The following is a 13,803-nucleotide window of genomic DNA, read 5'->3' as shown; positions in this document are numbered from 1 at the left end:
ATATAAATTATTTTTCATCTTTAAAAATTTAACCAAAAATTAAACTCAGCGAATCAAAACTATATTAACCTTCATTCGGAAAATTACTAAAATAAATATTCTTGCATTATAGAAAGATTTCCAAAAAGAAATTTACACAGGAATAATAAGATAGCAATATTAATAATATTATTGCGAAACCAGATAATCCACTCCTGATTTTTATTTTTTATATTACCTCTAAAGTTAAATAGATATACAATTTACTCCAATGTATAATCGTTAACTATTACTTCAGCTACTACATTAATTTTTACTCTTCGCCTTTCAAGTTACTTCTTTGTTGCCCGCAACACCTCTTGAAATCCATTGAGTATATATCTTATGAATTTTGAGTAATCGCCTGAAAAATGGCAAATATAAATTCAGGAGAAAATATGTTTGGTAAAGGTACTGTAATCAAGAACTACACCAGCACTTATCCAACTCCGATCCGATTGCAGTCTGGTGATATCGTTTCAGTCAGCCACTGTGATATAGAGTACCCTTATTGGGTGTGGACGACGGATAAATCAGAAATAAGTGGCTGGGTTCCCCAACAGATCCTGCGTTTTACTCAGGTTAATCAGGCAATTTGTATGGAAAACTACATTGCACATGAATTAACTGTAAAAGCCGGTGAATTACTCTATCTGGAAAATTTATTGAATGGTTGGTTCTGGGCCCACAAAGAGTGTGGCGAAACAGGCTGGATACCACAGGATTATATAACTCAGGAGATTTAAGTAATGACGTTTGTTCCCGATTATCGTGATGTTTCAGAAGCCCACTCCCGTATTAAAAACTATATCCACAAAACCCCTGTATTTACCTCAAATACGGTTAATCAGATATTCGACGCTGAAGTCTATTTCAAATGTGAAAACTACCAACGAATGGGAGCATTTAAATTTCGTGGCGCAATGAATGCGTTATCCCAGTTTAGTGATGAGCAAAAAAAGCTGGGGTTATTGCTTTCTCTTCCGGTAATCACGCTCAGGCTATTGCCTTAGCGGCTAAGATGCACAATATTCCAGCCACAATTGTGATGCCACATGATGCCCCTAAAGCCAAAATTGAAGCAACAAAAGGTTATGGTGGCAAAATTGTTTTTTATGACCGGTATACTGAGGATAACAAGGCTATAAGCCGTAATCTGGCAGAAAAACAGGGTCTGACTTTAATTCCGCCTTACGATCATCCACATATTATTGCAGGGCAAGGCACTGTAGCCAAAGAATTATTTGAAGAAATCGGTGAACTGGATACTCTGTTTGTCCCGCTCGGTGGCGGAGGTCTGTTATCCGGCTCGGCATTATCTGCTTCTCAGTTGTCCCCAAAATGTCAGGTTTTTGGTGTCGAACCTGAAGAGGGTAATGACGGGCAACAATCTTTCAGAAAAGGTGAGATTGTATATATTGATACTCCAAAAACGATTGCAGATGGCGCACAAACACCACATCTAGGCCAGCATAATTTTGACATTATTCGTCACCTTGTGACAGATATTCTGACAGCCTCAGATAAAGAGCTGGTTGATGCGATGTATTTTCTGGCAGAGCGAATGAAAATGGTTGTTGAGCCAACAGGCTGTTTGGGTTTTGCTGCGGCAAGAGCGATCAGGGAACAGTTGCAGGGCAAGCGTATCGGTATTATCTTGAGCGGAGGCAATATCGATATGCAACGATATGCTAGTTTTTTAGCAAAAAAATTAGATTAATAGGGAATTAATTAAATGGAATCATACCCAAACAGCCAAATGGCTGTACTTTATTACGATAGCGAACCCGTAACTGATTTTCGCTGTTCCGTCAATTTTTCAAACGGGTATTTAACCATATCTTATGAAGACGAAGATGATAATGGGAACACCATAATAACCAAATATGTCGGTGAAGAGCGTTCTCGAGGCCACTGGGAATTAAAAGGTGATGATGGGGAAAATAGTCGAGCAACTCTACACCAATTTGATAATGGAAGAATATTAGAGGGAAGCTGGCACTGTGATAATTATTCAGGTATGTGGCGTATTACTCTGAATAAGTAAAAATTATTTACCCCTCTATCTTAGATAGGGGGGTTATTAATTTTTATCCTGCTCCTGCTTCAATCTCCGCCATAGTGTTGTACGGCTGATCCCCAGATATTCCGCAGCAGCCTGTCGGTTACCCGAGAAATGCGCAACAATATCACTCAATGAAATATCATGCTCCAAAGGTGATTTTTCTGTAAAAGAATGAGATGCGGTTTTTACTCCTTGCATATTATTCATGATGCCAATTTCAACCTGACGCTCAGGAGAAAGTGACAGTATCAGAGCAGGAGTTAATATCTGTTCAGGATTAGCACTCGTATAAAGAGCGATCCGTTCCATCAGGTTACGCAGCTCTCTCACATTACCCGGCCAGTGATAAGACCGTAATACTTCATCACACTGAGAAAGTTCACGCGTTCTTAAAGGTGAAACGCGCAAATTAAGAGCAGCACATGCCCGCCGAAAATACTCCTGAGCCAGCATACTGATATCATTTTCCCTCTCCCGTAACGCCGGAAGATTAATGCGCAATACATTTAAACGATAAAACAGATCTACACGGAAACGCCCTTCCCTTACCCACTGATCCAAATCAACATGGGTTGCACAAATAATACGCACATCAACGACAATCGGACGATATCCCCCAACCCTGACAACCGATTTTTCTTCCAGCACTCTCAATAACCGGGTCTGTAGCGGCAATGGCATTTCACCAATTTCATCCAGAAATAACGTTCCCCTGTGCGCAACTTCAAATAACCCAGCCCGCCCGCCACGCCGTGAACCAGTAAATGCGCCTTCTTCGTAGCCAAACAATTCTGCCTCTAATAACGATTCGGCGATTGCACCACAATTAACAGCAACGAATGGCCGGGGATTTTTTCTTTTTAACTGCCCATAGCGAAGGGTATATTCATGATGGATAGCCTGTGCAACCAGCTCCTTTCCGGTACCACTTTCTCCCTGAATCAATACGGTCGCTGTCGAACGGGCATATAACGTGATTGTACTTCGTACACGCTCCATTGCCGGGGAATTGCCCCGAATATCATTGATCGTATGTCGGATACGCAGTTTATCTTCGGTAGGATAAGGTGAAATTACTGCCTGATTAAGTCTGGCCATCTTAGCCATATCCAACGCATCATGGAATGCCTGCCGGATAGAATCAGCAGAATAGACAAAAACACCCACCAGCCCCGCTTCATACGCCAAATCGGTGATCAACCCGGTTCCAACAATCACCTGAATACCATCTGCCTTCAACGCATTAACCTGTGTTCTGGCATCCTCTGCCGTTGCATAGCTGCGTTGTTCTATGCGCAGATGAAAACGTTGCTGAAATTCCTCCAACGCAGGTAAGGTGTTTTGGTAGGAGATGACGCCAATGCGGGAACTGATTTGCCGGGCGCGAGCCAATGCCTGCATGAAATCAAAGCCACTGGCTTTGGCTATGATCACCGGTACTGAAAGCCTGCTTTTCAGATAGGCGCCATTAGAACCCGCACATATTACGGCATCACAATGTTCGTTTTCCAGACGCTTACGGATATGTTGCACCGCCTGTTCAAAACCAAGGTGGATCGGTGTGATATCAGCCTGATGATCAAACTCCGGTGTAATGTCGCGAAAAAGGTCAAAAAGGCGGGAGATAGAGACCGTCCAGATGACAGTCTTATTGCTGTTACGCTCTGAGGCATGTATTGGCATGATATACCTCCTTTTGTTTTTCTACCCATTTTCTATTACGTTTCACTTAAACAAAATAAAACAATAATGAAACATAGCTGTTTAAAATTGAAACAAGTATATATTATAATCAGCAGAAAGTCAGAAACGACATCACAGCAAAAAAAATAATTATCCATTTGATTATCAAATTAAAACAAAAATACCTCTATCTATTTCCTATCCTTTCCTCCCATTTTTGCTTTTTGGCATAAGCCTTGCTTTGTTAATAAATCATTACAGATAAGTTTCATTTTTAATAATGGAGTTGCATATGGGATTTTATTCTGCCGGTTTGGCTTTTCGTCAGGCAATAAAAGACGAATCTCCGTTACAGGTGGTAGGTACTATCAATGCAAACCACGCCCTGCTGGCGAAGAGAGCAGGTTATAAGGCTATTTATCTTTCCGGCGGCGGGGTTTCAGCAGGTTCATTAGGTTTGCCGGATTTGGGTATCTCAACACTGGATGATGTATTAACCGATACCCGACGTATCACTGATGTGTGCGACTTACCTCTGCTGGTAGATGCTGATATCGGCTTCGGATCCTCCGCATTTAATGTGGCCCGCACAGTTCAGTCTATTATTAAAGCAGGAGCTGCCGGACTGCATATTGAAGATCAGGTCGGTGCAAAACGTTGTGGCCATCGGCCAAATAAAGAGATTGTCTCCAAAGAGGAGATGGTAGATCGCATTAAAGCAGCCGTTGATGCCCGTAACGATGAACATTTCGTCATTATGGCACGTACTGATGCGCTGGCAGTAGAAGGATTGAATGCCGCCCTTGACAGAGCCGAAGCTTATAGGGAAGCAGGAGCTGATATGCTGTTTCCGGAAGCCATCACAGAGCTACTAATGTACAAAACTTTCGCCGAAAAAACACAAATTCCAGTACTCGCAAACATCACCGAATTCGGAGCCACCCCACTTTTTACTCTTGAAGAACTAAAAAGTGCGGATGTCTCTATCGCTCTTTATCCCCTGTCTGCATTTCGCGCCATGAATAAGGCGGCTGAGCAAGTCTATGCGGCTCTCCGGAGCGATGGAACACAAAAAAATGTGCTCAATATGATGCAAACCCGTAATGAGCTTTACGAAAGTATCAACTATTACGATTTTGAGCAGAGGCTGGATGCCCTGTTTTCCCAGAAAAACAATCGAGGTGATACACATGAATGAACAAATTATAGGGATTAAACCGAAAAAATCTGTTGCTCTGTCAGGTGTTACCGCGGGTAATACCGCGCTTTGTACTGTTGGGAAAAACGGCAAGGAATTGCATTACCGGGGTTATGATATTTTTGATTTGGCCTCCCACTGCGAATTTGAAGAAGTTGCCTACCTGTTAGTCCATGAAAAGCTGCCTTCCCGTGCCGAACTGACTGCCTATAAGGCCAAGCTGAAAGCATTAAGAGGTTTGCCGAGCAGCGTTAAATCCGCACTGGAAGCACTACCCGCAGTTGCACATCCGATGGATGTGATGCGCACAGGAGTCTCCGTTCTTGGTTGTACATTACCGGAAAAAGAGGACCATAATCCCGCAGGTGCCCGCGATATCGCTGATCGTCTACTCGCTTCCCTCAGCTCGATATTGCTTTATTGGTATCACTATAGTTATAACGGACGCCGTATCGATGTAGAAACTGATGATGATTCTATCGGGGGTCACTTCCTGCATCTTTTACATGGGCAAAAACCCCGGGAATCGTGGGAAAAAGCAATGCATACTTCCCTAATCCTGTATGCAGAGCATGAATTCAATGCTTCAACTTTTACCAGCCGGGTGATTGCCGGTACAAACTCAGATATTTACTCTGCCATTATCGGGGGGATCGGGGCGCTGCGAGGTTCAAAACATGGTGGTGCCAATGAAGCTTCATTTGATATTCAACAGCGTTATGATACGCCTGATGAAGCAGAAACTGACATTCTCCGCCGTCTGGAGAGAAAAGAAGTCATTATTGGCTTCGGGCATCCGGTTTATACCATTTCTGATCCACGCCACAAAGTGATCAAAGAGGTTGCGCAAACGCTATCCGAAGAAGCCGGCACACTGCAAATGTTCAATATTGCCGATCGCATTGAATCTGTGATGAGGGATGAGAAAAAAATGTTCCCGAATCTAGACTGGTTTGCAGCGGTGTCGTATCACATGTTGGGGGTTCCTACAGCCATGTTTACCCCACTGTTTGTGATTGCCCGTACTTCCGGCTGGGCTGCGCATATTATTGAACAACGTATTGATAATAAAATTATTCGTCCTACAGCTAATTATACCGGCCCGGAAAATCTGCCGTTTGTCCCGATTGAAAAGCGCTGATACCCGTTAATGAATGCTTGATAAACAGTACATTAATGCAATTTTTCCAAAAGGATTGATTATGTTTACCTCTATACCTGACTCTACACTGACTTCCGCTGTAAATAACCGGCCTGAATACGATCAAGTGATTGTAGATATCGTGGATTACGTCATGGACTACATCATCGTTTCCCCCATTGCCTATGTCACCGCCCAGCACACATTCTTAGACGCTTTAGGCTGTGGTTTAGAAGCACTGGAATACCCCGCCTGTACTAAATTACTGGGGCCGATTGTACCGGGAACAGCCGTTCCCAATGGAGTACGAGTACCGGGAACTCAATTTGAACTCGATCCGGTACAGGCTGCATTCAATATCGGCACACTCATCCGCTGGCTGGATTTTAACGATACCTGGCTGGCGGCTGAATGGGGGCATCCGTCTGATAACTTAGGCGGGATCCTTGCTGTCGCCGACTGGCTGTCAAGAAACGCCGTCGCCCGCGGAGAAGAGCCACTGACCATGTGGGATGTCTTTGCGGCCATGATTAAGGCATACGAAATTCAGGGTTGTCTGGCACTGGAAAACTCATTCAATAAAGTCGGTCTGGATCATGTTGTTTTGGTAAAAGTTGCTTCAACCGCTGTGGTTGCACAAATGATGGGGCTGGATCGTGAACAGATATTAAGTGCCGTATCACTCGCGTGGGTAGATGGCCAGTCTTTACGCACCTATCGCCATTCGCCCAATACAGGCTCCCGTAAATCCTGGGCAGCTGGCGATGCCACTTCCCGCGCCGTTCGTCTGGCGCTGATGGCAAAACAGGGTGAAATGGGCTACCCCTCCGTATTAACCGCCAAAAACTGGGGCTTTTATGATGTTCTCTTCAGGGGCGAATCATTTCAGTTTCAGCGCCCTTATGGTAGTTATGTGATGGAAAACATTTTGTTCAAAGTTTCTTTCCCTGCTGAATTTCATGCTCAGACCGCGGTTGAAGCTGCCATGCAGCTCCATCACCAACTGAAAGCGCAGGGAAAAACTGTCGAAGATATCGCTCAAATCACTATTCGTACCCATCAGGCTTGCATCCGTATCATTGATAAAAAAGGCCCGCTGCATAATCCGGCAGACCGGGATCACTGCATCCAGTATATGGTTGCCATTCCATTACTGTTTGGCCGTCTCACTGCGGCGGATTATGAAGATGATGTTGCCAGAGATCCGCGTATTGATATTCTGCGGGAAAAAATAATCTGTGTTGAAGATGCTAATTTCACACAGGATTACCATGACCCAGAAAAACGTTCTATTGCCAATGCCCTGACTATGACTTTTAATGATGGCAGCCAGCTTGATGAAGTCATAATAGAGTTCCCAATCGGGCACAGACGCCGCCGTGCAGACGGTGTCCCCGCCTTGCTGGAAAAGTTCAGAACCAATCTGGCACGGCGTTTCACCGAAGAACAACAACAAAAAATTCTGTCAGTCTCCCTTGAGCTTAACGATATAAAAGACATCCCCGTAAACGAGTACCTTGATTTATACAGTATTTAATCTGCAATTCTATTTAGTGGTTCTGGTTCCGGAACCACTATTCTTACACTACATCAGGAAAATATTACGTCAGGAAAAATATCTCGTTAGGAGAAATTATGTCATTTCAAGATTTTTACCGGCGTTCGATTGATGACCCCAGCGGTTTCTGGGCAGAACAAGCCAGACGGATTCATTGGCAGCATCCTTTTGAACAAACACTGGATCACAGTGATCCTCCTTTTGCCCGCTGGTTCTGTGGCGGAAAAACTAACCTATGCTACAACGCGTTAGATCGCTGGCTGGAAAGTCAGCCTGATGCCAAGGCGTTAATTGCGGTTTCTACAGAAACAAATACCGAGCAAGTCTTCACCTATCGGGAGTTATATCAGGAAGTCAATCAGGCAGCCGCGATTATGCTTTCTCTCGGTGTCAAAAAAGGCGACCGTGTCGTGGTATATATGCCGATGGTGGCTGAAGCCCTGTTTATCCTGCTTGCCTGTGCCCGCATCGGTGCTATCCACTCCGTTGTTTTTGGCGGGTTTGCGGCCCATAGTCTTGCTACCCGATTAGATAATGCAGAGCCGGTACTGGTCGTTTCTGCTGATGCAGGATCGCGGGGAGGAAAAATTATCCCCTACAAGCCATTATTAGATGAAGCCATTGAACTGGCAGCACATACACCACGTCATGTATTGATGATAAACCGTGGTTTGAGCGAGATAAATTGGGTCAAAAACCGGGATCTGGATTTCGCGACATTACGGCAGGCTCATTTGGGAACCGAAGTCCCTGTGGCATGGCTCGAATCCAATGAAGTTTCCTGTGTGCTCTATACGTCCGGAACAACAGGAACGCCTAAAGGTGTACAACGGGATGTTGGTGGTTATGCCGTTGCGCTGGCAACATCCATGAATATTATTTTTGGCGGTAAGCCCGGAGGAACATTCTTCTGCACATCGGACATCGGCTGGATTGTAGGACATTCCTATATTGTTTATGCCCCGCTGATTGCCGGAATGGCAACCGTTATGTATGAGGGGCTGCCCATCCGGCCAGATGCCGGGATCTGGTGGCGGATTGTGGAAAAATATCACGTTACCAGAATGTTTTCTGCGCCAACAGCCATTCGAGTCCTGAAAAAATACCCAACAGACAATATTGCTCAATATGATATTTCCTCTCTTGAAACACTCTATCTGGCAGGTGAGCCACTCGACGAACATACCGCACGCTGGATTACTGAAACCATTAATGTCCCTGTAATTGACAATTACTGGCAAACTGAAACTGGCTGGCCAATTATGGCTATTGCACGAGCACTGGATGACAGGCTCGGCCGTTTTGGTAGCACTGGTTTCCCAATGTACGGTTTTAACGTCAAATTAATTAATGAACTAACCGGGCAGGAATGTGGTGATAACGAAAAAGGAATGGTGGTTATCAAAGGCCCCTTACCTCCGGGGTGTATCCAGACCATTTATGGTGATAATCGCCGTTTTGTGAATACCTACTGGAAACACTTCGATCAACAGGTTTATTCCACTTTTGACTGGGGTATTCGTGACAGTGAAGGCTACTACTTTATTTTAGGGCGTTCGGATGATGTGATTAATGTTTCAGGCCATCGTCTGGGAACCCGGGAAATAGAGGAGTGTATTGCAAGCCATGAAGATGTTGCAGAAGTTGCCGTTATCGGTATTAAAGATGATGTAAAAGGACAAGCTGCTATTTCCTTTGTCGTCCTCAAAGAAGGAAAAGAAATTCAGAGTGCTGACCACTTTGCAACATTGGAAAAATCACTGATGGATCTGGTCGATAAAAAGATTGGCAGTGTCGGGCGTCCGGCACGTATTTATTTTGTCACACAATTACCCAAAACCCGCTCCGGGAAAATGTTGCGCCGTACGATGCAGGCGATTTGTGAAGGCCGTGACCCCAGTGATATTGCTCTGATAGAAAACCCGGCGTCACTGGATGTGATACGTGATGCAGTTTCTCATCATTAATATTAACGGATTGCGGCATTCTCGCATCTATTTAAACGGTGTTTAGCAGGAGGGTATTACTATACAACTGTACTACATTTTCCCAGCTACTTTTACCCATTCCTGCTCCGTGCCAATGCGGAGCTTTTTTTTATTTTTTAATGATTTGTATGACAGTGTGATATTTGAAATCAGTGCGCGATTTCAGGCTCTTTTTGTGCAGCTTCCAGCCATTCCACCATTGCCGGATGTTTTAGGATCCGATCAACCCATGCCTGACTCGCAGGTGAAAATTTCAACCCGTAAGTTCTGGCCCGGAAAGCTACCGGCGCAAAAAATGCATCCACTGCCGTGAAAGAATTTCCTGCCAGCCATTCACCACCAAATCTGCTTAGCCCTTCAGACCAAAGTTCATCAAGCCGAGAAAGATCGCTCTGTAATTCAGAGGATATTTCGGCTAATGCAATTGTTTTTGTGCAATTCATTGCACAAATCTGGCGTAATGCAGTAAAACCAGAGTGCATTTCTGCTGCCGCACTTCTTGCCCACGCTCTGGCAGTACGATCTTCTGGCCATACCTGAGCATGTTCCTCTGCAACATATTCAGTAATAGCCAGTGTATCCCAAACTGTAATATCACCATCTACCAGACAAGGGACAAGACCCGTTGGTGAGAATGCCTTAAATTTCTCATGGCTACTTTTACCATCTTCAAAGTAACTTAACTGCTCGTTGAAAGGAATATTCAGAGCTTTGAGCAAAATCCAGGGACGCAACGACCAGGAAGAGTAATTTTTATTAGCTATCCATAATGTATACATCGTATTTCTCTCTGTTAGTCTCTTTATATTTGAATATGTCGCTTTACTGACTACCATTCAAAATATATTGGGTATGATGGTGAATATTGACACACGAGAACATTATAGTTTTTTTCTACCGGAGTAAACATATATATCAAACTGACTTTTGATATTGACATCAGTCGTATAGAGCCTATAGTTTTTTTATCCAAAGCCTTAGATATTTTAGACAACAGACCTATTGAAGATGCGGAAAAAATTAATGAAAAAATGATATTCTTTTAATAAATGCTTCACTGCGGTGCGATCGTATTATTCTAATAACTTGAGTAAATTGAAAATATGACAACAAATTATTATCCCGAAAAAAAAGGATTTTTAAACCGTGTCGAACGTATAGGTAATGTTATGCCGGGCGTAACAATGCTATTTGTTTATGCCCTGATAATCTGTTGGCTTTTGTCGTTTTTACTTTCCTTCGTAAATTTTGATTATTATCATCCCGTCTCGAAAGAGAAAATATCTATTGTTAATCTTTTCCAATATGAAGAAATTATATTATTTGTGACAGGAGCAGTGAAAAACTTTATTAATTTCCCGCCATTTGGAATTACAATCGTTTCAACGTTAGGAATTGGGATTGCAGAAAGTAGTGGTTTTATAAAAACAGCATTGAAAAAAATGCTTTCTTTCATTACTCCCAAAATGCTGACCCCAACCGTTGCTTTCGTCGGTATTGTTTCACATCTGGCGTCGGATTCAGCTTATGTTATCTTAATGCCGGTTTCCGCCATGATGTTTTATGCCTGTGGCAGACATCCTCTTGCGGGTATTGCTACGGCATTTGCCGGACTTGCCGGTGGTTTCACTGCAAGCTATACGCCTTCTATCATTGATCCGATTATGCAGAGCTTCACACAGGATGCGGCTCAGATGATGGCGCCCGGTTACCATGTGAATGTGCTCTGTAACTACTTTTTTAGTCTTGGCGCTACATTTGGTGTCATTTTAATCTGCTGGTTCATCACAGAGAAGATTGTGGAACCCTGGTTGAATAAGAACTGCCCTGTTTCAACCAATATTGAAACAGATACTGACAAAGATCTGGAAAGAATTACACCTGAAGAAAATCGTGCATTTCGAATTGCCGGATCCACTGTGTTATTGCTGGGTATAGGTCTTATCGCCTTATTATGGCCGGAAACATCGCCAATGCGGGCACCGGATGGCAGCATGACCAGCCCTAAAGCCCCTATTATGCAGATAGTTGTCCCGCTTTTATTCCTGTTTTTCGCTGTGCCGGGTATCGTTTATGGCTATTTAACTAAATCCTTTACCTCAAGCCGTGATGTCGTTAAATCAATGGAAAACATCACGCAGTCATTAATCCCATTTATTGTTTTTGTGTTTTTTGCCGCTCAGTTTCTGTACTCATTTCATCATTCAAATCTGGGTACATTATTAGCCTTATCCGGCGCAGAACTGCTACGTACACTCGAAATGCCATCCGGTCTGACCGTACTCGGTGTGATCATATTAACGGCTATCATTAATATTATGATCACGTCGGCAACTTCGAAATGGGCAATTATGGCACCAGTGCTTGTACCGATGCTAATGGCCGTCGGTATTTCTCCTGAATTAACACAAGCCGCTTTTCGGGTGAGTGATTCAGCTATGAACGTCAGTACACCAATGTTCCCGTTCTATCCTTTGATTCTCATGTATTGCCAGAAATACTATAAAAATGCGGGTATCGGCACTTTATGCTCAATGATGCTCCCATTCACCATTGGCTTGCTGATTATTTTAACGGCAACACTCTATGTGTTCTGGGCATTTGATATTCCGATTGGTTTCGACAGTGGTTACACATGGCACCCTGCACAATAGGGTTGTCATATATTGAATACAAGAGGGAAGAAAAAATGAATGAATTAGGTCAACAACTTGAACAACGTTTCTACCGCTATTTAGCTATCGAAAGCCAGAGTGATGCCTCCAGCATTATTGTACCAAGTACCGAAGGGCAACGTAAGCTGGCTGAATTATTAGCGAAAGAGCTGGAAGGTTATGGCCTCGCTGATATTTATATTGATGAGCACGCTATTCTTTATGCTGTGCGTCGTGGTAATAAACCATCAGCCCCCAAGATTGGTTTTGTGGCCCATCTGGATACCGTTGATGTCGGGTTGTCGGCAGTAATAAAGCCTCAGACCTTGCTTTATGAAGGAAAAGATTTATGCCTGAACAGCCAAGAAGATATCTGGTTTAAAACGAGTGAACACCCGGAAGCTGCCCCTTATATCGGTGAGCCAATCATTTTCAGCGACGGAACCAGTGTTCTTGGTGCAGATAACAAAGCTGCGGTTACCGTTATCATGGAGCTGATGGATAAATTACAGCAGGCGGAATTTGACTATGGTGATATCTATGTGGCTTTTGTTCCTGATGAAGAAATCGGGCTACGTGGTTCCAAATTGATGGATTTATCCCGTTTCAATGTTGATTTTGCTTATACAATTGACTGCTGTGCACTGGGGGAAGTCATCTATGAAACCTTCAATGCAGCCTCTGCCGAAATTACAATCACAGGCATTACCACACATCCAATGTCGGCAAAGAACGTATTACTAAACCCAATCAGGGTCGCATATGATTTTATCGGCTGTTTTGATAAATATGATACACCTGAGCATACTGAACATCGGGAAGGTTATTTTTATTTTACGAACTTAATCGCCAACCCAGATAATGCAAAAATAAAAATGGCCATCCGTGATTTTGACCGCAATAGCTATAAAGAACGTAAAACTTATGTTACTCAGTCAATTGAACTTATCCGTGCCCGTCACCCTCGAGCAAAAATAGATTATAAGATTGAAGATGTCTACAGCAATATTAGCGACTCATTAGGTGACGACCGTACTGCAATTGACCTGATTCTTGAAGCACTCAAAATTCAGGGAATTACTGCTAATATCATTCCGATGCGTGGAGGCACAGATGGCTCGGCTTTATCTGCAAGAGGTATTCTGACACCAAATTACTTTACCGGAGCATTGAATTTCCATTCTCGTTTTGAGTTTTTGCCGATTAGCGCATTTGAAAAAAGCTATCTGGTCACGGAAACCATTTGTCGCTTAGTTGGGAAAAAATAAAAAACTGATTTAAATAATAAACAGCCATCATCTGGCAAATTGGTGGCTATTTAATCACAAGAGTAAATAACCTTATAGATTAACAGCAATTATCTTCACAACGGAAATAATTACAAATGATATAAATAAGCTTTCAAAATAGTAGATCACTTGAAGGGAACTCAGTCCAATTTTTGCGATCTGATTAATCGCCAAATCAAAAAAATCCCAAAATGGACTGAGTGATGCGA

General features: G+C 43.2%; 10 protein-coding genes and 1 pseudogene. 9 read left to right on the top strand and 2 right to left on the bottom strand.

Annotation, left to right across the window (positions count from 1 at the left end):
• Positions 1–416 precede the first annotated feature (416 nt).
• The 3 genes and pseudogenes from AACX68_RS01470 to AACX68_RS01460 all read left to right on the top strand — a co-directional run bounded on the left by AACX68_RS01470 (position 417) and on the right by AACX68_RS01460 (position 2,065).
• A complete protein-coding gene (locus AACX68_RS01470; protein ID WP_228860401.1) occupies positions 417–764 on the top strand; it encodes an SH3 domain-containing protein in 348 nt (115 codons plus the stop codon).
• A 3-nt stretch (positions 765–767) separates the two neighbouring features.
• Positions 768–1,738 (top strand): annotated as a pseudogene (locus tag AACX68_RS01465) (threo-3-hydroxy-L-aspartate ammonia-lyase).
• A 15-nt stretch (positions 1,739–1,753) separates the two neighbouring features.
• Positions 1,754–2,065, top strand: coding sequence for a hypothetical protein (locus AACX68_RS01460; RefSeq protein WP_099121929.1), 312 nt, complete (start codon positions 1,754–1,756; stop codon positions 2,063–2,065).
• A 36-nt stretch (positions 2,066–2,101) separates the two neighbouring features.
• Here the strand turns inward: AACX68_RS01460 and prpR are convergent, their stop codons facing one another.
• Positions 2,102–3,766: a propionate catabolism operon regulatory protein PrpR gene (gene prpR, locus AACX68_RS01455; RefSeq protein WP_228860400.1), complete on the bottom strand. Its 1,665-nt coding sequence runs from the start codon at positions 3,764–3,766 to the stop codon at positions 2,102–2,104.
• A gap of 292 nt (positions 3,767–4,058) precedes the next feature.
• Here prpR and prpB point away from each other — a divergent pair, with 292 nt between their 5' ends.
• From prpB to AACX68_RS01435, 4 genes are all read left to right on the top strand, one after another.
• A complete protein-coding gene (prpB, locus tag AACX68_RS01450) occupies positions 4,059–4,964 on the top strand; it encodes a methylisocitrate lyase (RefSeq protein WP_228860399.1) in 906 nt (301 codons plus the stop codon).
• On the top strand, positions 4,957–6,105 hold the full coding sequence (gene prpC, locus AACX68_RS01445; protein ID WP_228860398.1) for a bifunctional 2-methylcitrate synthase/citrate synthase: 1,149 nt from the start codon (positions 4,957–4,959) through the stop codon (positions 6,103–6,105). Before prpB ends, prpC begins: the two co-directional genes overlap by 8 nt.
• Before the next feature lie 61 nt (positions 6,106–6,166).
• On the top strand, positions 6,167–7,642 hold the full coding sequence (locus AACX68_RS01440; RefSeq protein ID WP_370630325.1) for a bifunctional 2-methylcitrate dehydratase/aconitate hydratase: 1,476 nt from the start codon (positions 6,167–6,169) through the stop codon (positions 7,640–7,642).
• 98 nt (positions 7,643–7,740) lie between these two features.
• Positions 7,741–9,630 carry a propionate--CoA ligase gene (locus AACX68_RS01435; protein ID WP_228860397.1) on the top strand — a complete coding sequence of 630 codons (1,890 nt, stop codon included), beginning with the start codon at positions 7,741–7,743 and terminating at the stop codon, positions 9,628–9,630.
• 170 nt (positions 9,631–9,800) lie between these two features.
• On the opposite strand, the gene AACX68_RS01430 is transcribed toward AACX68_RS01435, so the two are convergent.
• The gene (locus tag AACX68_RS01430) at positions 9,801–10,430 is read right to left on the bottom strand and encodes a glutathione S-transferase family protein (protein WP_228860396.1); all 630 of its coding nucleotides are present in this window, start codon (positions 10,428–10,430) and stop codon (positions 9,801–9,803) included.
• A 324-nt stretch (positions 10,431–10,754) separates the two neighbouring features.
• Between AACX68_RS01430 and AACX68_RS01425 the strand changes: the two genes are divergently transcribed.
• A complete protein-coding gene (locus tag AACX68_RS01425) occupies positions 10,755–12,305 on the top strand; it encodes an AbgT family transporter (RefSeq protein ID WP_228860395.1) in 1,551 nt (516 codons plus the stop codon).
• A gap of 35 nt (positions 12,306–12,340) precedes the next feature.
• The gene (gene pepT / locus AACX68_RS01420; protein ID WP_228860394.1) at positions 12,341–13,573 is read left to right on the top strand and encodes a peptidase T; all 1,233 of its coding nucleotides are present in this window, start codon (positions 12,341–12,343) and stop codon (positions 13,571–13,573) included.
• Positions 13,574–13,803 lie beyond the last annotated feature (230 nt).

It is taken from the genome of Xenorhabdus sp. PB61.4 (assembly GCF_963894935.1).
Lineage (GTDB): Bacteria > Pseudomonadota > Gammaproteobacteria > Enterobacterales > Enterobacteriaceae > Xenorhabdus > Xenorhabdus stockiae.
This window is presented reverse-complemented; position numbering and strand designations above follow the sequence as displayed.

Bases quoted from the DNA above. Each gene is read 5' to 3' on its own strand.
- AACX68_RS01470 (WP_228860401.1), top strand. From the start codon at position 417: ATGTTTGGTAAAGGTACTGTAATCAAGAACTACACCAGCACTTATCCA.
- AACX68_RS01460 (WP_099121929.1), top strand. From the start codon at position 1,754: ATGGAATCATACCCAAACAGCCAAATGGCTGTACTTTATTACGATAGC.
- prpR (WP_228860400.1), bottom strand. From the start codon at position 3,766: ATGCCAATACATGCCTCAGAGCGTAACAGCAATAAGACTGTCATCTGG.
- prpB (WP_228860399.1), top strand. From the start codon at position 4,059: ATGGGATTTTATTCTGCCGGTTTGGCTTTTCGTCAGGCAATAAAAGAC.
- prpC (WP_228860398.1), top strand. From the start codon at position 4,957: ATGAATGAACAAATTATAGGGATTAAACCGAAAAAATCTGTTGCTCTG.
- AACX68_RS01440 (WP_370630325.1), top strand. From the start codon at position 6,167: ATGTTTACCTCTATACCTGACTCTACACTGACTTCCGCTGTAAATAAC.
- AACX68_RS01435 (WP_228860397.1), top strand. From the start codon at position 7,741: ATGTCATTTCAAGATTTTTACCGGCGTTCGATTGATGACCCCAGCGGT.
- AACX68_RS01430 (WP_228860396.1), bottom strand. From the start codon at position 10,430: ATGTATACATTATGGATAGCTAATAAAAATTACTCTTCCTGGTCGTTG.
- AACX68_RS01425 (WP_228860395.1), top strand. From the start codon at position 10,755: ATGACAACAAATTATTATCCCGAAAAAAAAGGATTTTTAAACCGTGTC.
- pepT (WP_228860394.1), top strand. From the start codon at position 12,341: ATGAATGAATTAGGTCAACAACTTGAACAACGTTTCTACCGCTATTTA.